Genomic DNA, 24,273 nt, shown 5'->3' with positions numbered 1-24,273 from the left:
CCTATTGCAAGCTAACTTAAGCACCTGTCTGCAATGCAGCAAGACGATTTATCTGATGTAGTGAAGTTAAATGGCTATAGATAGGGCCAATTAAACCACGCTTACGCAGACCTAAATAAGCTTCGTCATCCATCTGGTTGAGCTTAGCTTCATCGATTAAATAGATACCGTTAATGGTACGAACTTCACCGTCAACTCTAACGGTTAACGATTGCGACACTAATAGCTCGTTATCGGCAAAATAACGCATTATGGCTTTAGTCGCCTGATCTTCTTCAAAGTGTTGGATGAGACTGTTTTTACGCTGGGTAAGAAACTCTGTTTCTTCCATGCCATTAAATAGCGCTTCACCTTCATCATTGCTCACTTGTGGGCTGTCTTCACGAACCCCAATCCACACCTTTTCTTGTTCGGCAGGATTAATCACAATCGTCAGCGGATAATCTTTTAAAATATTAGGTAAATAGCTACCTAGCCATTTGCCCTCTTTCTGCTTTAAATTTTGTCCTGGCTCAAGCCCAAGGATCATTACCGGTTGAAACTCACCAGTTTCACTGTTCTTAACAAAGACGATGGGAGAGTCTGTCGCCGCAGCGGCAAACTCATGTAATGAAATAGGTAAAATATGTTGTTCTGCAACGTGACTGAAATTAGCAGGCTTTAGCTTAAATTGACCGTGTTTAGCGGGATCAAGAATTACAACGTCATTCATTACAGGCTCCTTTTAGGGCTTCTTATGATTTATCTAATTGCAGTGCAATACCCAAAAAAGATACTGCCAATTTATTGGTTTTTTGTATTAAAAAAGGGAGCAAGCTCCCTTTTTTCTTTATACACGTTTTTAGCTTAAATTAAAAACGTACACTTGCACCTAAAGTGATACGACGGGCCATGTTGTACTCAAACACAGGGAAACCATCGGTGAAACCACTTAAGTTAGTTTGCATTTGGTTGTTACCAAATTGGCGCGAACCTTCTTCAAGTAGGTTGTTACCATCTAACTTAACATCTAGGTAATCAGTAACATGCCATACAGCACTTAGGTCTAAGCTACCGTATGCGTCATGTAGGCGGTTACCGTATGAACCGGTTTCACGGATCATGTACTCACTACGCCAGTTATAGGCTAAACGAACTTGGAAGATGTCGTTTTCGAAATAACCGGTTACGTTGTAAGAGTGACGTGAACTGTCGCTTAGGAATGGATTGCCATCGCTAAATGTATCGTCATCAGTGCTGGTATCGGTATAGGTATAGTTAACAATCGAACCTAAACCATTACCATAATCTTGTTGATACTGAAGTTCCAAGCCTTGAATCGTTGCCGCTTTACCGTTGGCCTTAGTTTGAACCGTCCAACCGGCAGCCACTTCATCAGGTTGTAATACCCCTGGGAATGGGATATCAGCATTGTCAGCATGATATTCGGTAAAGTTTACGAAATTCTTAACATCCTTCATAAATACTGCGGCCGAAATCAATGAATCAGGATTGAAGTACCATTCCACACCTAAATCGATTTGGTTAGCAATAAATGGCTTAAGACCTACGTTACCCACAACCCAGTATTGGTTATTTGGTACACCATCATTAGCACCCAATACATCTGGGTTAGTATACATATCATCGTATTGAGGGCGTGCCATTACTCGTGCTGCAGAAGCACGTAGCAATACATCTTCAGATAGATCAAATACAACGTTTAAGCTAGGTAACCATTCACCGTAATCCGCATCAGTGTTAGTTTTAGCACCGTTGAGGTAATAAATAGAACTTGCGTTAGTGCCAGCATAACGCACACCGAAGTTACCGCGCATACCGTCAGTTGCAAAGTTAGCCATTACGTATGCAGCATAGTTATCTTCTTCGATTTCACGATATGAACCGAGATCTTCAGTTTCGCCAATGATGCTGGCTTTAGCGATATCTTTTAGTGCATCGGGATCGAAACGAATAATATCGTATTCGCTAGTACCCACACTGAATAAACCAGTATTTAGACCCGCAGTTGAGATAAGTGGGTTAAAGCTTGGATCTTGAATAAACTCATAACGACGGCTGGTCGTGTTGTGCTTAGCGAACTTAACACCAGTTTTAATTGCATTAACTACACCAAAATCAACGTCAAACTTGATGTCAGCTTGGATATAGCTTTCGTCATCAGTTTTAGGTGTTTTATTGAAGTTACTACCAGTACCCATCATAAGTGAACCTGGATCATAAGTGGCGGTATCAAAACCGTTTAGATCCCAAGTTTGATGACCGTTGGTAAAATCATAAGTTGCACCATTAAGTGCATAACCACCAGGACCATCTTCTACAACCATTTCGAAATCAGTACCACCGCTAGAAGTCGTATCACCGACTTGAACACTGAATTCATAACCATCACCTTTGTATTCCATTTTTAGGTCGAATACTTGTGATTTCATTGTTGCTTCACGAGGACGAGCTTGATAGTAAGCTAGATTAAGTGGACCAGCTACCTGAGTACCAGAATCAGCACCTGGTGCGTCGCCGCCACAAAGACCACAACCACCTAACCACTCTGTATTATCCCATGCGCCAGAACCTGGAGCACCAGACCATGAAGTATCATTTTGAGTAAACCATAACGCGTAGTTTGTGTTATCAGCGGCCATTTGCATGTCCATTGCGTTAAACACAAAGCTCAATGAGTCAGTAGGTGCCCACTGCAGTGTTGCAGCTAAAGCTGTACGCTCACGATCTTGTTCAAAAGCAACAGGACCTGCACCCCATTCCCAGAACGCTTCGTCACCTTGACGTTGTAGGCTTCGATTTTGTAGTACACCAGAAACCAACACACCGAAAGTTTCATCTTCGTTTTTCCAGCTAGTTAAGCCAGAGAAAAGTGGATCAGTTTCACCTGAGTCAGTTTGATACTGACCTTCGACAGACGCATAAACTGTCCAAGGGTCCATATCGAGTGGCTTACGGGTATTTACAACAACCGTACCACCAATACCACCTTCAGCTAGGTCAGCTTGTGAAGATTTGTAAACTTCTAAATCACCAACCAATTCAGATGGTAGTAATTCATAGTTGAAAGAACGTTTTGCTGGTTCTAGTACGAACCAACCGGTTGACGCCACGTTTTGGCCATTCAATGTAGTAAGAGTCAAATCTTGGCCTGCACCACGAATTGACACTCCTGCACCTTCACCAAATTGACGTTGAACGGTAACACCAGGTACACGCTGAAGTGATTCAGCAACGTTTTTATCTGGGAATTTACCGATATCTTCTGCAGAAATCGCATCAACGGTTCCGTTAGAAAAACGCTTAGAGTTTAGGTTGGCCTGTTGAGATGCACGAATACCGCGCACTTCAATTTTTTCGATATTATCAGTAGTAGCAGCATCATCGTCTGCAGCCATAGCTGATACAGACACCACACCACTCATGAGTAACGCAATATTTGTAGCTAATACACTTTTCTTAAAAATAGATGGTCGCATCTCGTTTCCCTTCCATAACTTTATTATCTTTTTTAATATCCATAACCATTCTACGAAGAATGACAACGCTGTCATGTTCAGTACAAAGATTACACAACTATTAACAGCTGTGCCACAACAAAATAACTAAAACACGAAATTTATATAAAATAACGGCTGTAATATACACATTACAGGCACAACAAACAAAACATAACCCAATGAATATAATTACTTTTTAATTAATGAATTAGTAATGTAAGAAAAGTTTAAAAATCTATTAACATCAACAAAAATTCATTTGATGATTGCTTAATGTGTTAAAAGTTAGCAATATTATTGCCTGAGTATCTGAGATCTGCTGTTTAGTTATACAGTGCGATGTTTGAAGAAAACAAAATGCAGTAGCGTTTAAACTTGCGACTGCCACAACGAGTGTCCACTAGATGAAAGTAACCATTAATGATGTCGCAAAATATGCCGGTGTCTCGATAAAAACCGTATCTAGAGTGACAAACAAAGAGCCTTCTGTTCGTCAGGCCACCATAGATAAAGTCAATCAAGCAATTGCCGCATTAAATTATCAACCCAATGTCGCAGCCAGAAATTTAGCCGGGACTAAGTCTTACGTTATCGCCTTCGTCTATGACAACCCAAACGCTTATTATGTCATTGATATGCAAAATGGTATTTTGTCTTCATGTAAGCAACGTGGTTATGAGCTTTTGATCCATCCCTGTGATGCAACATCCGACAATATTTGCCAAGAACTCACTGACTTAGTTCGTCACGCTAGATTGTCGGGGTTAGTACTTACACCACCATTATCTGAAGATCCCAAAGTGCTCGATGCCCTCGATGCCATAAATGCCAACTACGTAAGAATCATCGCCGGTGAACAAGCCCCAGAACAATCAGGCGGATTGTCGGTATTGGTAAACGATAAGCATGGCGCTATCTCTATTACTCAACACCTTATCGACTTAGGCCATAAGAAGATTGCATTTCTCAGCGGTGATCAGCAGCATGAATCGACCAAAGAGCGCTTAGCGGGCTTTAAACAGGCGATGAAAGACAATAATTTACCGGTAGACGATGAGCAAATCATCAATGGTGAATACTCGTTTGAATCAGGTGTAGAAGGCGCGAAAGCACTCTTGAAGATCAACAACAAACCGTCAGCTATCGTAGCCTGTAACGATGAAATCGCGGCAGGTGCACTGTTTGCAGCACGACTGGAAGGCGTTTCGATTCCTGCAGAATTGTCTATCGTGGGCTTCGAGGATAGCCCCTTCTCAAGACAAACTTGGCCTAAACTGACCACTGTACATCAGCCTAACGGCAAAATTGCGCAAACAGCAACGGAGCTGTTAATCGCAAACCTCAACAAATCGGAAGATAAGCTAAAAAATCAGGTATTTATTCCAGAACCTGTTATCAGAGATTCCAGCGCTAGCCCGTTAAATCATTAACATTAAAACAAGTCTTAGCCACAAAAAAACCATTGAACAGATTCAATGGTTTTTTTAAACATCGACGCTGTATTGACTGATTAAACGGCTTCTTCGTTTTCTTCACCAGTGCGGATACGGATCACACGCTCAACCTCGGTCACAAAGATCTTACCATCACCGATTTTGCCCGTTCTGGCTGTATCCACTATCACCTCTAACGCTTGCTCAAGTTGCTCATCTTGGATGACAAGTTCAATCTTCACTTTTGGCAGAAAATCAACCATATATTCGGCGCCACGATACAGTTCAGTATGGCCTTTTTGACGACCAAAGCCTTTAACCTCTAACACTGTCATGCCTGTGATACCAAGTTCTGCCAGAGACTCTCGCACATCATCTAACTTAAATGGCTTAATTATGGCCTCGACTTTCTTCATTAAACGCTCCCTTTAACATCACTCAACGGCTAAACACAATGAAACAATAGCTTACCACGCAGTAAAGCGACACAGAAGTTGATTATATCGAGATAGCTAAAGAAGCAATTTTCATAGAACAGAACAATATAAAATTATCCATGTGGCCAGACGCTGGGCTAACTATACTCGTCTACAAGCTTGCAGGATGCGGGCGGGTTAACTCTCAAGGGATGAGCAATGAACACTAATACTCGTTTTACTCATAATGGCTTAACATTAGTCGAACTTATGGTGACTATTACCGTCGCCACTATCTTAATTGGCATCGCCGCCCCGTCACTATCATCACTGTATGATGCACAGCGTGCAGGCGCTAATATTCGCAAAATACAGCAAAGTTTACAATTTGCCCGAAACGCAGCCATTAGCTATGGCGTAAGAGTCACTGTTTGCCCTGTAGCTGATAATCAATGTAATTCAGATTGGCAATCGGGACTGGTGATATTCACCGATTCGGGGACGACGAATATCTTGGATGGCAGTGATAAAGTCATTTATCAAACTGGCGAATTTCATCAACAAGATACCATCAGCTATAACCGAAGAGCGGTACATTTTTACCCGGATGGATTAGCCTCTGGCAGTAACGGCACACTCAAATATTGCCCTGGCTCCCCCACGAGTTCCAGTTCAAAAGCTGTCATCGTCAATCAAGCTGGGCGAGTTCGATTTTCGACTGATAACAATATCAGCTGCAGCCCTTAGATTTAACTATTATATCGAGCCGATAAATTACTTTTTAATGTCAAACTATTGGCATTAAAAAGAATGAGTTATATATACTGAAATTCACTCACAACTCGCATATACTTTAAAAAGAGATAAGCGAGGATGAGTTATATGCGCCGCATAGTTATAGGATTTACCCTAGTCGAATTGATGGTCACCATTGCCGTTGCAGCAATTCTGCTGGCCATTGGAGTCCCCTCATTAACCTCTATTTATGAAAGTGTTCGAGTTAATAACAACATCGAAAAAATTAACAATATTCTCGCCTTCGCCCGAAACCAAGCCATCAGCTATGGCGCCACTGTTAATGTATGCGCCTATGCCTCCGCTACCTCATGCGGTACAAATTGGGGAAATGGTATCAGAGTATTTATAACTGACGCAGACGGCGCAGATCACGAGCTCAGAGCTATCGATGGCTTTAATAGTAATGATGCAGTCAAAGGCCCTACGGCTACACTAACCTTTTCTTCCGAAGGGTTATCACCTTCAAATGGTAGCTTTATCTATTGCCCTAGAGGTAACTCCAGCGGTTCTAAAAGCGTTACTGTCAGCTCAAGCGGCTTAATCACTTACGACACTGATAACCAAGGCTGCAGCTGATACATAGCTCGTAGCCAGCTTAAAACATAAAAAGCCCCATATGTAATTCATACGGGGCTTTTTATTAAAATCAGCTCAGCTAATACAGTTGCAACGATAACTATCTTAATGTGCGTTTATCTTGTGCTTTTGCTTGTTTGCTGCTGAACTCTTCACTTAAGGGCACGCACTCTTCAACGCTCTTGATAAAGTACTTTTTACCTTTATTATCGGTTCTCTGTTTGCCCACAAGACTTGCCGCCTTTTGCTGGAGGTCTTTACTGTCCCAACGATAGAACACCACCTGATGGCCTTTGGCAGAACTGTTGATAAAGCATTTATAATCTTGCTTGGCTGCCAAGACTGGCTGACTCATTGCCATAGCCAACACACAAGTTACACTCATGATAAATCTGATCATTTCCAACACTCCGTCGCAGGACCTTTTGCTCCCGCCGATGTCATGGTAATCGTACCGCAAGTCGAATCTCTACTTGCCTGTGCTCCCTGCGCCGTTGCGGTAATGGTGAAAGATGATGTCCCTGCAGAAGCAACGCTATAATGACCGTGCTCAGTGACAAAAGGACTAGCTCCCAGCCCTAAATCTGTCATATCCGTCGCATAAGCCCGATTATCCATATAATATTGCTCCTGTAAGTTAGCAATTCGCATAACCGCTGCAACACCTTCAGAACGCGCACTTTTAGTGATGTAATCGATATAAGAGGGATAAGCGATCGCCGCTAAAATACCGATTATCGCCACCACTATCATCACCTCAATTAAGGTAAATCCTTTTAACTTAAGCTTTTTCATTAATACTTTTACTCGTTTATGTGGTAATAAATTCTATTAGTTGATAAACCGCTACCTAGAGCGACAGTCCCTTTACACTCACCATTTTCACATTCACCTTTACCTACCCCGATAATATAGGCTTCAGCTTCCTCACCATCTTCTGGTTTAGGAATAACAATTTGAGGAGTATCCGGCACTCGTTCGCCTATTTCAAAATAAGGCTCGCTATATGTTCTAGTCCCCTTATGCAGATCGAACACGTATAAACGTCCTTCACCAGAGAATCCACAAACTCCAGCATCGAGATCTATATCTTGATTAATCGGCGGAACAAACGAAGTGAAATACACCTTACCATCAAAGATTAACGAAGCTGATAAACTCTTTTCACCTGTAGATTGAAAATTGTAATACCAGCCTCTTTTACCACCAAAAGCAATATTATCGCTTTGACTACTTGGTGCTGCCGAAGTCACATTATATAAATCGGCCACAGTTAAAGGCGCGGGAGCATCTGCGCTCGTAAATGTTTTAGTAACCACATTTCGATCTTGGAAAACATAAAACATATCATCAGTCGTAGTACCTAGAGGATTAGTTCTGTTACCACTACCAACTGTTACCGCATCATAAGGCACAACTTGGTAACTTATTGTTGTGCCGTTATCATCAATATTATTAAATTGAGTTTGCGCTACTGTTGGTTCAGCAAAAAACATTCTATTATTCGGTGCGGCGCTAGCACTAATCGCGGCAAACTTGAAAATGGACCAAGTCGTTTTAGTCACTGAAGGAATATCTATTCGCCACACATTACCAATATTATCAGTCGCATAAAGCCTATCAGTTATACCATCATTATTGCTATCTAGAGTCGCAATTTTGTTGGGTACGCTCCCCATACCTGTTGATGTGAATTTCTGAATAAATGCTCCAGTATCAGCATCTGCAATATAAACAACTTCACCGGAGCCATCACTTGAAGCCATACCACCACCAAATATAAGCACAGGAGTATCAATTCCCGGAATAAACGTCACTATAGGTTCAGACCAAGTTTGACCTAAATCTTCAAATCCTGTTGTATCAGAATCAATCTTCCATTTGAAAGCAGGGCTATCTGGATCAGTTATATCCAAAGCATAATATGAGGAACCACCTCTTCTCATGCCCATATACAACCATGCTTTATCGACTTTGCCATCAGAATCAGTTTCCGTGTAGACAATTGGTGATAAGTCCATACCATATACATCATGGCTGCCAGTCGGATTATTTTGTCTTAATATTGATACATTTCCCAATAGCTCATCGGGAATAAAGGCCCAAGTTTCAGATACTGAACCGACAGTAAAATCATCACTACCGGTATCTGAATCTTTAAACATATGAACTAGACCTTGGTTTGTTCCAACCAAGATTCGCACATCAAGGCTTTCTGTTCCATTTTCATTAGGCTTATCACCAAAATTAATCGCAAGCGGTTTGGAATGAAGCGGATCGCCCATTACATCTTCTCTTGCTTCCGTGGTGCTACCATCACTATCATCATCGTCAATATCAACACCATATAACCATTGAAGATCTTCTGCATTGCTAGATGCAAAGCTAGAACTATCTATATCAATTAAACTCCCACTATTAAGCGTGAGAATATTTCGATTAGTTAAACTGCTTCTTATGTGTGGTAACACCCCACCAGAATTAACTTTATTACCATCTATACTACTGGCAGAGCAAGTATTCCAATAAGTGCAGGTTGAGGCTGAAATGTTACCATTTGAATCAATCGCTGTAGCCGTTCCACCAGGCCCGACAATCTCACCAGCCGAGTTAACTTTCAATTTTTTGAGATTTCCACTCCATCTCGGGCCTTGACCGGGAAGGAACATAGAGAAATAGGCAGAATTATACGTTTGAGTTTTATCGAAGTTGTTACTCGCGATACTTGGCGAGGTAAAAGAGGAGTCAATAGAGAAGATTGACTTTAATACCTCATTAATCGCTGCTGCTAACTCGACATCGTTATAGGCTCTAAAATAACCTTTAGAAACACCATTGACACGAGGAGAGCCAGCTCTAAATGCAGCCTCCTCAAGTAATGCTGCAGCTGCATCTGCCCCATCAGAAAAGCCAATAGTGAACAAGCGAACATTTTGTTTATGGTCAACACCATTAACATCTGTCACACCTTCAACTAAATCATTATTTGCCATATATGAAGCGAGAGCGGGAAGATAGCTAGTTTCATCATCACCAACTTCGTTAGAATAAGTAAAGTTCGTATAATCACCCGAATTTTTTGCCGAACCTGTCAAGCTTTGTATAAATGTATCAGCAGAATGGTCTAATGTTGGCGCACCATCGGTTATATAAACAATATATGCAGTGTCGGCACATTTTTTAAATGGGGTCGTGTAGTTTCCTGTATTCAATATACTGGCGGGGCTGTTTATAACATAATCATCAATCTTATCTTTACCATTTGGATTGGCATCATCGTCACCAAAAGTAAGAGCTCCACCACTAAAATATTGGTACGCTTCATATAAGGTTTCACACAATGGAGTATTAGTTTGCGCAGGCATACCATTAATTAAAGAAATCAATGAAGATTGATTCGTCTCATTCATTTCTTGTAAATCAAACACTATACGTCCACCATCCGCAAAATTTTCTTCCGGATAATTTAAATTGAACACTGCTAAACCCGCATCGATTGCAGTGGACGAATCAGATAAACCTTCTAATGCATTAGCTAAAGCAGCTTTTGCAGCATCTAATCTAGTTCCTGATGAACCACTATTTTGCCCCTCTTCTGTTTGTGTAACCCACTCGTACCAAACAAGATAATGAGCAGTATAAAGTGTCACTGGTGAGCCCGAAGCAAATAGATTTTTCATATCGGTGTCGATGGCAGCATCATACATATCCGTTGTATTGACAGGAAAACCATCAGGATAATCTGTATAGGTGTTGCCCTGTTTTTTTCTTCCAGGATTATCCGCGTTGTTATCAATTATATCTTGGTAACAGTCAACGACTTGGTTCTGGTTAAAACCTTCATTCTCAGCCAAAGGTGACCAAGTACCAGTGTTACCAGAAGATTTAAATTCGCGAAGAAACCCTGTGTAACGACCTTTGGTTAATAATAGTGCTGCGGCTGCACTGCAATTATTATTATCATCATAAAAACGACGCGATTCGGTTGGGTCGTCAGGTATTGGTGCTAGGGTAGTATTATCTATTCCTCCTGCATTCCAATAAGTCCCCTTATCGTTAATATAACCCGAATAACCTGCTGCGTACTCTTCAAAACCATCGGGATAAGTACACTCACCAGCGGTATTACTTTCAGGGGAACAATATGAACTTGTCACATTTTCATCTTCAGTAGACATACTTCCTGAATTATCGAAAATGAACAATATCTGAGGCCGTTTTCCACTAACGGTAGAGGTATTAATCAAATAAAGCTCAGTATCGTCAGCAAATGCCATTGCAGAAATAACTGTCAAGGCCGCCATTGCGCTACATAAAATCTTACTTAACATAATATTAATTTCCCGTAAGCACTTGCTGCTCAACACCTGCAGCGACCGTCAATGAACCAAGATTCTCTCGTCCAAACCCTACTGTACTTGTTACTTCAACTCTTCGACAACTCACTAAGTTAGCACCAGTTGCGTTGGCAGTACGCTGACACCCTACATCTTTAACCCCCGTTAGCGGCAGCGGCGTAATAACTTGCTCACTCCCAAACTCACTAGCTATCGAACTTGCAGCGAGATTAGCAAACGGAGCTCCAGAGTTATTGGCAATAACTTGAGCTAATCCGCCATCGGCAACCGCTTTGGCATCAACTCTTTCGGCACCTGCTCCAGCCATTCGCAGTGATTGAGTAGAATTAACCGCCAAGGCGATACCTATCACCGTCATCATTACTAAGATGATTAACGAGAAAAATAGCACTACGCCTTGTTGTCTTTTTAAACTTTTCATAACTCTTTTCATAAGCGTTCTGATTAACTCCGAATCAACACTGGATTTTCAAGAACTATCGTGGTCGACAACACCTTACGACGGTAATTATCACTTGGAGCCACTATAGTTTTATCGCCCAATTTATAAGTCGTTTGATTTGTGTATGTACGATCTTGTTTTATCGATCTCACTAATACATACACTTTAATAGCGACCAGACGTTGAAAAGATTCGTTATCCCACATTAAGGAAGTCACTTCATCTTCAGGTATATAACGATCCGGGGTATTGTCATCATCATTATCAAAACCATACAAAAAACGAATATTTTCAATACCTTCAACAAGTTGCTCATCACTCCCCATACCACTGCTAGTTAAAGTTTTTCTTCTCAAAATTGGCGTACCGCTACTATCATCTGCGATAAAATATACATGCTGCTGGTACTCCCAAATACGGGAATTAACTAACACTGATGAGGGCGCTCCACTATTAAAAAAAATTGCCTGGCTCGATGTAGCTGAAACAAAATAGTTACTACTATTACCGGCCGTTACACTTGGGCCAATAAAGCGTTTAATCTGAATAACATCGGTGCCGCTTTTTACATTAGAAGCAGATAAACAAGTTAACGAGCCAGTACTAACCCCACTTTCATAACCCCATAGGCGTCTAAAGTGGGCAGGCACATCGGCAGGTAAAGTTGCATTATTTAACCCCTCCCCCACACAATCTGTCCCTGAAATAGCGGTATCAACAGTCGTATTGGTCCCAATAACAAAATCAGTACCAGTGATATCCCCCATAAAGCCCAGCTGTGAGATATCACGCTCCATGATCGCCAATGCAATACGACCATTTTCTTGGAGCTGATTAAACTGGCTAGTGGTAGTCACATTCGATGAAGACATGCTAAACATGGTAAACACGCCCGCGGTCAAAAACAGTGCGATGACCATAGCCACCATTAATTCAACCAGTGACATACCCGATTGTGATTTAGTTAAGCGATGCATGGTAAATTTCATCTAAATAATCACCGTCTGAATTGAAAAAATTCGGCGGTTCTCTTTCGAAGCCGCACAAGAAGTGGTGGTATCAATAACGGGAGAGTCTGAGCTTATAGTAGTATTTCTAATTCCGCGCCATGCCATCACCACAGTCACAGTATTACCGTTTACTTGCACACAAGCTGTTGCGGTATCAAGCCCGCCAACATTCTGCGAGCCAACAACTTCTGCGGCCCCCGTAAAAGCCGATTGCCATTCATAAAGATCCCAAGCCGCCATTTGTGCTGGCGTACAGTTAGTCGTTCCCTCACAAGCTGGGGTCACTACTGCTGGAGTTCCTGAGTAAGTCCCCACATAGCTAGCTAATTGCGCACCATTCAACCTCATCCGGTTAATGATGTCATTGGCGTAATAAGAGGCTTGGGTCTGCTGAAAAGATTCGAAACTACCGCGTTTTGCGACAATATGAAGATTAAAAATGCCCACCAAGCCGATCACTAAGATGATCAGCGATACCATAACCTCGATGAGAGACATTCCTTTCTCATATTTTCTCATGCCGTCAAATCTCCGTTGCTAGCCATACTTTTGACAGTTAATTCAGCCATTTAGTCTTTTAAAATCTGTGCTTTAGCTGTAAATCGACTATACTATTTAATCTTAGGTTAGTCGACTCATCCTTGCTAGTAATGTTAGTAATATTAGACTCTAAAAAACAAATTGTTATATCCAAGTTATAATTTCAAGTATAAAGATAACTCTCTATGAATTCGAGAGTTTAGTGATAAAGATCAAAAAAGGAGGCCAAGGCCTCCTTTAGATTGATTAAGAATAGAAACGAATTTCCTAATTCTTATTCATCATTTATTTAACGAAGTTCAGCAGGAACCGCAAATACGGTATCTTCTTTGCGTCCTTCCACCTCAGTGATCACACTTGGTGCCAACTGCGCAATCGCATCTATCACTTGCTGCACCAATACTTCTGGTGCCGAAGCCCCTGCGGTCACGGCCACTTTCTCCACCCCATCAAACCAAGCGCGGCTGATATCTGATGCGTTATCAACTAGATAAGATTGAGTGCCTTTTTTAATCGCCAGCTCTTTTAAACGATTAGAGTTAGAGCTGTTTTTAGAACCCACCACAATAAACAGATCGACATCATCAGCAACATTTCGCACCGCATCTTGGCGGTTCTGTGTAGCGTAGCAGATGTCATCTTTACGTGGACCTTGGATCGATGGGAAACGCTTCTGCAATGCCTGGATCACATCGGCAGTATCGTCCATAGATAGGGTCGTTTGAGTTACAAAGCAGAGATTGTCAGGGTCTTTCACCACCAAAGCCTCGACATCGGCTGGTGACTCAACCAACAATACGCCACCTTCAGGGTTATCGTATTGCCCCATGGTGCCTTCCACTTCAGGATGACCTGCATGACCAATCAGAATACATTCTATCCCTTTACGGCTAGCACGTGTTACCTGCAAATGTACTTTGGTGACCAATGGACAAGTCGCATCAAATACACGTAAACCACGCTTTTTAGCCTCAGCACGCACCGCTTGTGACACACCGTGAGCACTAAAGATAACAATACTGTCGTCTGGGACCTGATCCAACTCATCGACAAACACAGCACCTCGGTCTTTTAAGTTTTGCACCACATAGCGATTGTGAACCACTTCATGGCGCACATAAATCGGTGGAGAAAACAACTCGAGCGCTCGCTCAACAATGCTGATGGCTCTATCTACGCCCGCACAAAAACCGCGTGGGTTTGCCAGTTTAATTTGCAAGCTTTGAGGAGGATTTATCATCGTCATGTTAACAGTACCTGCACCACTTCTATTTCAAATGTTACCGCATGGCCAGCCAAGGGATGGTTTAAGTCGACGGTCACCGAATCTCCCATGACTTCGCGGACAATACCGGGGATTTCGCTACCGCCGGGACCTGCAAAGCTGACAATAACTCCCGCTTCTAGACTCATATCTGCAGGAAATTTGCTTCTGTCTAGATGGTGAATAGCATCTGGGTTTGACTCACCAAAAGCATCGACAGGTTGCAAGGTAAAGCTATGTTTGTCACCTTCATTAAGGTTAGCTAGCTCAGCTTCAAACGCAGGGCTTAAGGTTTGATCGCCAATATTAAGCTTAGCTGGCTTGCCCGATGCTTTAGTGCTATCAGCTGTAGAGCCGTCTTCGAGCAAAATATTCATATGACATAATAATGAACGGGTTAAAGACACGGTATCACCCCTTTGCTGCATCATTGTTATTTGAATTACGCTCAGCCGTAAAGGTATCAAGGATGATCAATCCAGCCCCAATACAGATGGCCGAGTCGGCAATATTGAACGCAGGGAAGTGACTGGTTTTCCAATAAAAATCGAGAAAATCCACCACGAAACCATGTTGTAGACGATCAATAAGATTCCCCAGCGCTCCACCTATCACTAAGGTAAATGCAAGATTGAGTTGCCATAAGGACTTCGATTGCTTACGCAACCACACAGTCAATAAGGTACTAAAACCAACGGCAACAATGGTAAACAACCAACGCTGCCAACCACCCGCATCACTTAAAAAACTAAAAGCAGCACCGTAATTTCTCACATAAGTAAAATTAAAACTGGGTAACAGTTTAATCGACTCATAAAGTTCAAAATTGGCTAAAACCCATTGTTTGGATAGTTGGTCGATAATGAAAACCAACACAACTACCCAGTACCAACGTAAGCCACTCTCTTTCCAGCTAGAAGGCATCAAATATTCCTTTACGCGAACTGACGAACTTCACCGTCACCTTCGATATTGGTAACACAGCGAGTACATAGAGTTGGATGTTCAGCCACTTGACCTACATCTTCTCTGTGGTGCCAGCAGCGCTCACATTTCTCAGCGGTGGTTTTATGCAAGCTCAACTTCAAACCAGAAAGTTCAGTAGCAATTGCATCAACTGGAGCATCGGTCAAATCCACTAAGGTGGTGTTTGAGGTCAACAACACAAAACGCAATTCATCGCCCAAAACGCGTAATGAAGATTTCAATGCATCATCGGCGTATAAGGTAATTTCAGCTTCTAATGAACCACCAATCTGTTTCTCACGGCGGGCATTCTCAATTACCTTGTTAACTTCGGCGCGCACACTTAACAGCTGCTCCCAATACTCATCGCTAAGATCGCTTTCGAGCGTGACTGATTTAAGCCCTTCATACCAAGTTTGGGTGAACACATACTGGTCACGTTGACCTGGTAATAACTGCCAAATTTCATCGGCAGTGAAGCTTAAGATTGGCGCAATCCAGCGTACCATAGCTTCAGAGATAAGATATAACGCAGACTGACAGCTACGACGTGCATTACTGTCATCTTTAGCCGTGTACTGTCTGTCTTTAATGATATCAAGATAGAAACTGCCTAACTCAACTGAACAGAACTGCATCAATTTCTGAGTCACTAGGTGGAAGTTGTATTGATCATAGGCTTCTAAAAGTTCAGTTTGTAGTGCCGCGGCACGACGAACAACCCAACGATCCAGAGCCACCATATCTTCTACGGCAACCATATCGGTTTCGGGATTAAAGCCATTGATATTGGCTAACAAGAAGCGCGCCGTATTACGAATACGACGGTAAGCATCGGCGCTACGCTTTAAAATCTCATCAGAAACAGTCATCTCGCCACTGTAATCGGTCGCAGCGACCCAAAGACGCAGAATATCTGCACCCAGCTTATTAGTGACATGTAAAGGTGCTATCACGTTACCGACTGACTTTGACATCTTGCGGCCTTGACCATCAACGGTAAAACCATGAGTAAGCACTTGCTTATATGGCGCTTTACCATTCATCGCGGTCGAGATCATCAATGACGACATAAACCAACCACGGTGTTGGTCACTACCTTCAAGATACAGGTCAACAGGATGACCATTAAACTCTGGGCGTGATGCTACAACCGATGAGAAGGTTGAACCTGAATCATACCAAACATCTAAAGTATCGGTGACTTTACGGTACTGCTCGGCTTCATCGCCAAGCAGTTCGGCTGCATCGAGATCCCACCAAGCCTGAATACCTTGTTGTTCTATACGATTAGCAACCCGCTCCATCAAAGACACACTGTCTGGATGCAGCTCCTCGGTTTCACGATGTACAAACAAGGTGATCGGCACACCCCAAGTACGCTGACGCGAGATACACCAGTCAGGACGGTTTTCAACCATCTTCTCGATACGGCTTTGTCCCCATGATGGGATCCACTGGGTTTTCTCAATTTCGCTCAAGGCTTGTTGACGCAAACCTTTTTGCTCCATCGAAATAAACCATTGCGGTGTCGCACGGAAGATAATTGGCGTTTTATGGCGCCAGCAGTGTGGGTAGCTATGATTTAGCGCCACATGATTAAGCAAGGCGCCCTTCTCTTCAAGCAGTGCAATCACACTCTTGTTAGCTTTAAAGACGTGTTGACCGGCAAAAAATTCGGTATCGGGTTTATATACCCCGTTATCACCCACAGGATTAGCCACTTCTAGGCCATACTTTTGACCCACAACGAAATCGTCTTGACCATGACCTGGCGCGGTATGCACCACACCTGTACCTGAGTCTACCGTCACGTGGTCACCTAAGATCACTGGCACATCGAAGTCATAAAATGGGTGGTTGAAACGCAGCAGCTCAAGTTCACTGCCTAATGTCTTACCTAATATAGTATGAGATTCGGCGCCAAAGCGCTCTAGGCATGACTCAACCAATTCATCGGCTAAAACCAACGCACGGCTTACGCCAGCTTGAGTCATTTCAACTAAGGTGTATTCGACATTTGCCGCAACAGATAAGGCGCGGTTAGCAGGCAAAGTCCAAGGGGTGGTTGTCCAGATCACCATAGCGATATCATTGGCATACTCACTCACGCCAAACTTGGCCAATAACGCTGCTTTATCTGTTGCACTAAAGGCAACATCGATAGCCGGTGACATCTTATCTTCGTACTCAACTTCGGCCTCGGCTAATGCCGAACCACAGTCAGTACACCAATGCACAGGTTTGACACCTTTATGTAGGTGGCCACTTTCAATCACTTTAGACAATGAGCGCACGATATTTGCTTCGGTGCTGTAATCCATCGTCAGGTAAGGGTTTTGCCAATCGGCAAACACACCTAAACGGATAAAGTCATCACGTTGGCCATCAACCTGTTTTGCCGCATACTCACGGCATTTTTGACGAAATTCAGCCGCGCTCACTTTATGACCAGGCTTACCGACCTTTTGCTCAACCTTTAACTCGATAGGCAAACCGTGGCAGTCCCAACCGGGAATATAAGGCGCATCAAAACCAGATAAGGTTTTAGACTTAACAATAATATCTTTAAGAATTTTGTTTACTGAATGGCCAATATGAATATCACCATTAGCGTACGGAGGGCCGTCATGCAAAATGAAGGGTTTTGCACCGGTGCGACTTTCACGAATCTTCTGGTATAGACCATTTTCAGTCCAAGATTTCAACATCTCTGGCTCGCGATTAGCCAAGTTACCACGCATCGGAAATTCAGTTTCCGGCAAATTCAAAGTAGATTTATAGTCGCTCATTGATCCTATACCGTTATTTAGCTAAAAGAGCTCAGCCTGCATCAAAGCCAAGCAGAGCCAGTGCTCTGTCAGCATCATTTTTAATTTGTAGCTTCAGCGCATCTAAAGATTTAAATGGCTGTTCATCTCGAATTTTTGCCACCAACTCGACTTCGACCGTTTTACCATACAGATCACCGTCAAAATCGAATAAGTGGACTTCTAACTGACAATGTTGTCCATTCACCGTGGGCCTAAAACCAACATTAGCGACACCATCATAGCTATCGCTACCATCCCAATGCAGCTTAACCGCAAATACACCGCGCACAGGGGATACCTTACGTTTTAGTGCAATATTGGCTGTGGGAAAACCAATGGTTCTCCCAATTTTTTCCCCATGGGCCACTTTGCCACTCAAGGTAACTGGATGGCCAAGTAAACGTCTTGCTTGCTCAAGGTTACCTTTAGCCAGCAAGCCTCTTATTTCTGTCGAACTGACTCGCTTGTCAGCAAGCATAAAGCTGGCCGTACTGACGACAGCAAAACCAAATTTTTCACCAGCTTGTTTAAGCATCTCGAAATTGCCGACCCGCTGTTTACCAAAACAAAAATCGTCTCCTACAACTAGGTACTTAACCCCTAACTGTTTGACTAATAATTGTTCGATAAAATCTTCTGCGGGCATGGCGGCAAACTTACGATTAAAATTAACGCACAATAATCGCTCGACACCTAACTCATCCAACAGGCCAATTTTATCTCGTAGCAGGCTTAAACGTGCTGGAGCACTGTCGCCACAAAACAGTTCTTGAGGCTGTGGTTCAAATGTCATTAATGTCGCAGGAACCCCATGGTGCTGGGCTTTTTTCACTAGCGCAGCAATCACTTCAGCATGACCTCGATGGACACCATCGAAGTTGCCAATGGTTAATACACAACCGTGGTGTTTGGGTAAAATATTATGTATACCGCGGATCAGTTCCATTACATTCAATAACTAGCAAGCATAAGTTGGCGGATTATATACCAGCTAAGCAGGATAATCAGCACTCAAACGCCAGCTTTCATCCTCCAAGGGCGAATTCCTAACAATATCATAGTGAGCAAGTAGACCACAGCACCGCCAGCAATCAATTGCAATAAATTGATCACTCTTTGCATAAAGCTAAACGCCAGCCATTCATCCATTGCTGGTAACAATTGATACAAGGTAATGACCATCAGCACCGCAGCGACCAATGTCTTACAAAAAAACAATAAAGTCTGAAGGCTGACTCTATAAACTCCGGCTTGGTGTAGGCCACGATACAATAAAGTGGCATTGAGCAAGGCCGACATAGAAGTTGCAATGGCTAAGCCTACGTAACCCAATGGGAAAACTAAAATAAGGTTGAACGCCATATTACTCACCATAGCAATAATGCCGTACCGCACTGGCGTTTTGGTGTCTTGACGCGAGTAATATCCTGGTGCCAACACTTTGATCATCATAAAGCTTAATAAACCGCTGCCGTATGCCATTAAACTGTAAGACGCCATATTGACATCATCGACGCTAAAAGCGCCGCGCATAAACAGCACCATCAACATAGGCTTTGCCAGCACAATCAAACCGCACATGGCTGGCAGGCCAAGCAAAATAATCGCTTTAACCCCCCAATCCATTGTTTTGGAAAAACCTTGCCCTTCGGCATTCACATGATTTCGAGACAGTGCGGGCAAAATAACTGTAGCAATAGCAATACCAAATAATCCTAACGGGAACTCCAAAAGCCTGTCAGAGTAGTACAGCCAGCTGATTGAACCCGTCACCAAAAAGCTGGCAATAAAGGTATCAAGTAATAGGTTAATCTGTGAAACCGATACCCCGAATAATGCTGGGATCATCAAGGTTCTGATTTTAACCACTCCAGGGTGATGCCAGCCCCAACTTGGCTTAACCAGCACTCTTTCACGAAATAAAAAAGGGATTTGAAATAAGAATTGAATCGCACCACCAGCAAACACCCCCCAAGCGAGACCTATTTCAGGTTGTTCAAGGTTGGGCGCGAGATAAATTGCTGCGGATATAATGGCGACATTTAAAAATACCGGCGTAAAAGCAGAAACGGCAAAACGGCCACGCGTATTCAGAATGGATCCTGCGAGCGCCGTAAAAGTAATAAACCATAAATAAGGAAAGGTGATTTTCAGCATCAAAGAGGCTAATTCGAACTTCTCACCGTTAGGCTCATCATTTAACCATGCCAGAAACCAGCCACCACCAAACAAGGCTGTCAACACAGGCGATGCAATAACACCGATTAAGGTAACAATGGTGATCACCAGGCCCAGTGTTCCCGCAACTTTAGCTAATAATTGACGAACCTCTTCCTGTTGTTGCTTCTCTTGATATTCAGTGAGAACAGGAACAAAAGCTTGTGCAAACGCCCCTTCGGCAAACAATCGGCGCAAAAAATTAGGAATTTTATTGGCAAAGAAAAATACATCTGCACTACTGCCCGCGCCCATTAAATTGGCTATCACTACATCGCGAACTAAGCCTAATACGCGAGAGATCAATGTCATAGCACTGACAATCATTCCTGACTTAAACAGTTTTTTGCTCAAAATAACTCCTGAAGCGGGCAAAAACAGTGACAAAATCGGCTTAAAAGTCGACTTACCCCCTGTCACCATGCAGTATTTACTGCTAGAATTGCGCACCATATTACACGAGTTAGGTTGAAGAACGCCAAGACTGCTCTGATTAATTTATCTTTAAGATAAAGATCCGATCATTGTCATTGACAAAGTGACAAAAAAAAGGCATATTCCTCGACCTTTAAAAATATCTAACCCTTTTAGGAGTTGCACCTTGGCTAATAGCAAGTCTGCAAAGAAGCGCGCGCTTCAATCTGAAAAACGTCGTCAGCACAACGCTAGCCGTCGTTCAATGCTACGTTCTTACGTTAAAAAAGTTATCGCTGCAATCAACGCTGGCGATCACAAAGCGGCGACTGACGCTTTCAATGCTGCACAACCAATTGTTGACCGTATGGCGACTAAAGGCCTTATTCACAAGAATAAAGCTGCTCGTCATAAGGCTCGCTTAAACGCTAAAATTAAAGCACTTGCTGCTTAATATTATTAGCGAAATAAAAAAACCGGCTTAAGCCGGTTTTTTTGTATCTATATCTTCCCGATTTTTAAACCATCCGAGCTTTACCTTACAGCAACTATAGTCATTAACGGCTTTGCTTAAGAAAATAAGCAAGCATAATGAAACAATGACAATGGTTAACATAAGTGCCCTACGATGAGTGTCCCCCAACAAAAATCGCAGACACACTAAAAACTGACATAGCCTATACTCTGTCAGTTTTTAGCAATAAACCCGAAAGCAAACTAGTGACAATAAATATTGTTCAGTAGTTTGATCATCTCAGAGACTTCTTGGCTCTTTAATGAATAGTAAACCGTTTGCGCTTCTTTTCGTGTTTCAACTAAATTATCTTTACGAAGCCAAGCCAAGTGTTGTGAAAGTGCAGACTGACTCAAGCCTAACTTCTTATTCATTTCACCTACACACATCTCACCTTCACTGAGTAGGTAACATAAAATAAATAGTCGACGTTCGTTAGCTAACGCCTTTAGCAACACGACAGCATTGTCTGCTCGTTGCTGCATTAATTCTATATTCATTACGAGCCTTTTCTCCTAAAACAAACCTCGCCCTAATATAGCGTTGACTTAAAGATATAGTCGGGACATAAAGCACACTTTTTGTTAGATTGTTTTTAAAAATGGGACATACGTAATAAAAATAAAGGAAACTCATGAAAAGCTCGTCTCTTCTCCTACTCGGCGGCCTCTTTTTCGGCGGAATAATTGGTTGTCAAAGTGCAGCAACACAAGACACAAATCAAGGCGTTAGTCTGCAGTTAAAACAGCAAGCATTAGCTTCAAGCCTCTCTTACGACATTGTCGAATCATTAACAGTTGAAGTCGGCCCGCGACTCGCTGGCAGCGATAAAGATCTGCTCGCAGTAAAATGGGCTGAGGATAAACTCAATTCACTCGGTTTTGATAAAGTTTACAAAGAACCGGTACAAGTTCCGGTGTGGCAGCGTGGTGAAGCTAAAGCCAGTGTTATCTCGCCTTATCCACAGCCATTAGTCGTCACCGCGCTAGGTGGCAGTGTGGCAACTCCCGCAGAAGGTCTTAGCGCCCCAATTGTGCGTTTTACGAGTTTAGCTGACTTAGAAGCCGCACCCGATCAGCAACTAAAAGGCAAAATTGCTTTTATGGATAACATTACTCCACGCTATAGAGACGGTAAAGGCTATGGCATGACGGTCGGAGGTCGCTCAAAAGGCGCTGTTGCCGCAGCCAAAAAAGGGGCCGTTGCTATTGTCATTCGCTCTATCGGCACAGATCATGACCGCATGGCCCATACTGGCATGATGCGTTATCAAGATGGTGTGGATAAAATTCCAGCCGCTGCCATGTCAAACCCTGATGCAGACTTAATTGCATTAATGCTCAAACGCGATCCTAATGTGGTAGTCAAACTCAATATCTCTGCCGAAAACTTGGGTTACGCCACTTCATATAATGTGATCGGCGAAGTCACAGGTAGCACTAAGCCTGATGAAATTGTATTGATTGGTGCTCACTTAGATTCATGGGATGAAGGTACAGGCGCTATTGATGATGGTGCAGGTGTGGCCATTGTCACCACCGCAGGTCATTTAATTTCTCAGCTACCGACAAAGCCAGCCCGTACCGTTAGAGTTGTGCTTTATGCTGCCGAAGAGGTAGGTTTAGTTGGTGGCAAGGCATATGCAAAAGCACATCAGGCAGAGCTTGATAAACACTATATCGCCGCTGAGTCTGATTTTGGCGCGGGCCCTATCTATCAAATCGACTTTAACGTAGCCGAAAGCGCCTTTGATGCCATAAAACAGCACAGCAGCTCTATGCAGGCTAATAATGTTGAGCTTGGTGGTAACAAGGCTTCGGGTGGACCTGATGTGTCTATGTTACCTTCTTATGGCGTCCCCGTTGCCTCTTTGAGACAAGATGGCACCGACTACTTCGATTATCACCATACGCCAAACGATACTCTGGATAAGATCGATCCAAAGGCATTAGCACAAAATGCCGCAGCCTACGCTCAGTTTGCCTATTTGATGGCGCAATCTGAAATTGAACTAAGACCGTTAGTCCGGAAATAAGCCTCACCGGCTGTGTTAACTCAATAAAAAAAGCAGCCATTAGGCTGCTTTTTTATGTTCGAGGCAAAACTCGTGATTACTGCTCTTCACGCAAGAATACCGGCTCATTAACGCTAGATTCCGCTTCACTGTAATAGTAGCCAGCAGTATCAAACTTAATTAAGCCATCGTAGTCCTTCACATCATTATCAAGCAGATAACGCACCATCATGCCGCGGGCTTTCTTGGCAAAGAAACTAATCACCTTATATTGACCGTTCTTTTTATCTTTAAAGATAGGCGTAATTAATTGACCCGATAACTTTTTAGGTTTTACCGATTTAAAATACTCATTTGAGGCCAAATTAATCAACAGCTCGTCACCCTGCTCAGCCAACGCCTGATTCACTTGCTCAGTGACGATATCCCCCCAAAACTGATACAAGTTGCTGCCTCTTGGGTTTTCAAGGCGCGTTCCCATCTCCAGGCGATATGGCTGCATCAAATCCAGTGGACGTAATAAACCGTATAAACCCGATAAAATTCTGAGCTGTTGCTGCGCTCGCTTAAGACTCGTATCAGACAAACTATCCGCATCTAAACCGGTATAAACATCACCACGGAAAGCAAATACCGCCTGCTTAGCATTTTCAGGGGTAAACTCAGGACTCCAAGAAGCAAATCGCGCAGCATTAAGGCCGGCAATTTTATCGCTGACTTTCATCAACGAAGCGATATCGGCTGGTGATAGTTTGCGGCAAACTTTAATCAACTCAGCGCTATGTTCTAACAAGCTAGGTTGAGTAAATTCGGAAGTTTTCGCAGGGTTTTCATAATCCAATGTCTTGGCTGGAGACACTAAAATCAGCATCGAATATCCTTTATTAGTGACGTGTTAATTGCTGTCTATCATACTGATGCAAACATAAAAAAACCACGCTTAAACGGCGTGGTTTTTTAGATAGTGTTAATTCAATTTCTACATTAACACTAAAATA

Annotated in this window: 22 protein-coding genes; 5 read left to right on the top strand and 17 right to left on the bottom strand. The window is 42.8% G+C overall.

Annotated elements, in window-relative coordinates:
- Nucleotides 1–16: 16 nt before the first annotated feature.
- Together L1D21_RS03380 and L1D21_RS03375 are read right to left on the bottom strand one after the other, a co-directional pair.
- Nucleotides 17–712 (bottom strand): SapC family protein, encoded by a 696-nt coding sequence (locus L1D21_RS03380; RefSeq protein WP_239843813.1) that lies wholly within the window; start codon nt 710–712, stop codon nt 17–19.
- A 139-nt stretch (nt 713–851) separates the two neighbouring features.
- Nucleotides 852–3,479 carry a TonB-dependent receptor gene (locus L1D21_RS03375; RefSeq protein WP_239843812.1) on the bottom strand — a complete coding sequence of 876 codons (2,628 nt, stop codon included), beginning with the start codon at nt 3,477–3,479 and terminating at the stop codon, nt 852–854.
- A 425-nt stretch (nt 3,480–3,904) separates the two neighbouring features.
- Here L1D21_RS03375 and L1D21_RS03370 point away from each other — a divergent pair, with 425 nt between their 5' ends.
- Nucleotides 3,905–4,930, top strand: a complete 1,026-nt coding sequence (locus L1D21_RS03370) for a LacI family DNA-binding transcriptional regulator (protein WP_239843811.1) — start codon at nt 3,905–3,907, stop codon at nt 4,928–4,930.
- A gap of 80 nt (nt 4,931–5,010) precedes the next feature.
- On the opposite strand, the gene L1D21_RS03365 is transcribed toward L1D21_RS03370, so the two are convergent.
- Nucleotides 5,011–5,349, bottom strand: coding sequence for a P-II family nitrogen regulator (locus L1D21_RS03365; RefSeq protein WP_239843810.1), 339 nt, complete (start codon nt 5,347–5,349; stop codon nt 5,011–5,013).
- Nucleotides 5,350–5,568: 219 nt separating this feature from the next.
- Between L1D21_RS03365 and L1D21_RS03360 the strand changes: the two genes are divergently transcribed.
- Complete coding sequence (locus L1D21_RS03360) at nt 5,569–6,096, top strand: GspH/FimT family pseudopilin (protein WP_239843809.1); 528 nt, start codon at nt 5,569–5,571, stop codon at nt 6,094–6,096.
- A gap of 135 nt (nt 6,097–6,231) precedes the next feature.
- A complete protein-coding gene (locus L1D21_RS03355) occupies nt 6,232–6,723 on the top strand; it encodes a GspH/FimT family pseudopilin (protein ID WP_239843808.1) in 492 nt (163 codons plus the stop codon).
- 100 nt (nt 6,724–6,823) lie between these two features.
- Here the strand turns inward: L1D21_RS03355 and L1D21_RS03350 are convergent, their stop codons facing one another.
- From L1D21_RS03350 to murJ, 12 genes are all read right to left on the bottom strand, one after another.
- A complete protein-coding gene (locus tag L1D21_RS03350; RefSeq protein ID WP_239843807.1) occupies nt 6,824–7,123 on the bottom strand; it encodes a TapY2 family type IVa secretion system protein in 300 nt (99 codons plus the stop codon).
- A complete protein-coding gene (locus L1D21_RS03345; protein WP_239843806.1) occupies nt 7,120–7,518 on the bottom strand; it encodes a type IV pilin protein in 399 nt (132 codons plus the stop codon). Before L1D21_RS03345 ends, L1D21_RS03350 begins: the two co-directional genes overlap by 4 nt.
- An 8-nt stretch (nt 7,519–7,526) precedes the next feature.
- Nucleotides 7,527–11,054 (bottom strand): PilC/PilY family type IV pilus protein, encoded by a 3,528-nt coding sequence (locus L1D21_RS03340; protein WP_239843805.1) that lies wholly within the window; start codon nt 11,052–11,054, stop codon nt 7,527–7,529.
- Between the two features lie 4 nt (nt 11,055–11,058).
- A complete protein-coding gene (locus tag L1D21_RS03335) occupies nt 11,059–11,502 on the bottom strand; it encodes a pilus assembly PilX N-terminal domain-containing protein (RefSeq protein ID WP_239843804.1) in 444 nt (147 codons plus the stop codon).
- Nucleotides 11,503–11,525: 23 nt separating this feature from the next.
- Nucleotides 11,526–12,512, bottom strand: coding sequence for a PilW family protein (locus tag L1D21_RS03330; protein WP_239843803.1), 987 nt, complete (start codon nt 12,510–12,512; stop codon nt 11,526–11,528).
- Nucleotides 12,513–13,052, bottom strand: coding sequence for a type IV pilus modification protein PilV (gene pilV / locus L1D21_RS03325; protein ID WP_239843802.1), 540 nt, complete (start codon nt 13,050–13,052; stop codon nt 12,513–12,515).
- A gap of 310 nt (nt 13,053–13,362) precedes the next feature.
- Nucleotides 13,363–14,292, bottom strand: coding sequence for a 4-hydroxy-3-methylbut-2-enyl diphosphate reductase (gene ispH / locus L1D21_RS03320; protein ID WP_239844180.1), 930 nt, complete (start codon nt 14,290–14,292; stop codon nt 13,363–13,365).
- A gap of 23 nt (nt 14,293–14,315) precedes the next feature.
- Entirely contained in the window at nt 14,316–14,744 is a 429-nt protein-coding gene (gene fkpB, locus L1D21_RS03315; RefSeq protein WP_239843801.1) for an FKBP-type peptidyl-prolyl cis-trans isomerase, read from the bottom strand.
- A 4-nt stretch (nt 14,745–14,748) separates the two neighbouring features.
- On the bottom strand, nt 14,749–15,261 hold the full coding sequence (lspA, locus tag L1D21_RS03310; protein ID WP_239843800.1) for a signal peptidase II: 513 nt from the start codon (nt 15,259–15,261) through the stop codon (nt 14,749–14,751).
- 11 nt (nt 15,262–15,272) lie between these two features.
- Nucleotides 15,273–18,095 carry an isoleucine--tRNA ligase gene (gene ileS / locus L1D21_RS03305; protein ID WP_239843799.1) on the bottom strand — a complete coding sequence of 941 codons (2,823 nt, stop codon included), beginning with the start codon at nt 18,093–18,095 and terminating at the stop codon, nt 15,273–15,275.
- A 31-nt stretch (nt 18,096–18,126) separates the two neighbouring features.
- A complete protein-coding gene (gene ribF, locus L1D21_RS03300) occupies nt 18,127–19,062 on the bottom strand; it encodes a bifunctional riboflavin kinase/FAD synthetase (RefSeq protein ID WP_239843798.1) in 936 nt (311 codons plus the stop codon).
- A 65-nt stretch (nt 19,063–19,127) separates the two neighbouring features.
- Nucleotides 19,128–20,687: a murein biosynthesis integral membrane protein MurJ gene (gene murJ / locus L1D21_RS03295; RefSeq protein ID WP_239843797.1), complete on the bottom strand. Its 1,560-nt coding sequence runs from the start codon at nt 20,685–20,687 to the stop codon at nt 19,128–19,130.
- A gap of 247 nt (nt 20,688–20,934) precedes the next feature.
- Here murJ and rpsT point away from each other — a divergent pair, with 247 nt between their 5' ends.
- Complete coding sequence (rpsT, locus tag L1D21_RS03290) at nt 20,935–21,201, top strand: 30S ribosomal protein S20 (protein WP_239843796.1); 267 nt, start codon at nt 20,935–20,937, stop codon at nt 21,199–21,201.
- 263 nt (nt 21,202–21,464) lie between these two features.
- Here rpsT and L1D21_RS03285 read toward each other — a convergent pair whose 3' ends face one another.
- Nucleotides 21,465–21,761, bottom strand: a complete 297-nt coding sequence (locus L1D21_RS03285) for a metalloregulator ArsR/SmtB family transcription factor (RefSeq protein ID WP_239843795.1) — start codon at nt 21,759–21,761, stop codon at nt 21,465–21,467.
- 134 nt (nt 21,762–21,895) lie between these two features.
- On the opposite strand from L1D21_RS03285, the gene L1D21_RS03280 reads away from it, so the two are divergent.
- Entirely contained in the window at nt 21,896–23,296 is a 1,401-nt protein-coding gene (locus tag L1D21_RS03280; protein WP_239843794.1) for a M28 family peptidase, read from the top strand.
- Nucleotides 23,297–23,372: 76 nt separating this feature from the next.
- On the opposite strand, the gene yaaA is transcribed toward L1D21_RS03280, so the two are convergent.
- On the bottom strand, nt 23,373–24,146 hold the full coding sequence (yaaA, locus tag L1D21_RS03275) for a peroxide stress protein YaaA (RefSeq protein WP_239843793.1): 774 nt from the start codon (nt 24,144–24,146) through the stop codon (nt 23,373–23,375).
- Nucleotides 24,147–24,273: the final 127 nt, after the last annotated feature.

It is taken from the genome of Shewanella sp. Isolate11, assembly GCF_022398315.1.
In the GTDB taxonomy this organism is placed as follows: Bacteria; Pseudomonadota; Gammaproteobacteria; order Enterobacterales; family Shewanellaceae; genus Shewanella.
This window is presented reverse-complemented; position numbering and strand designations above follow the sequence as displayed.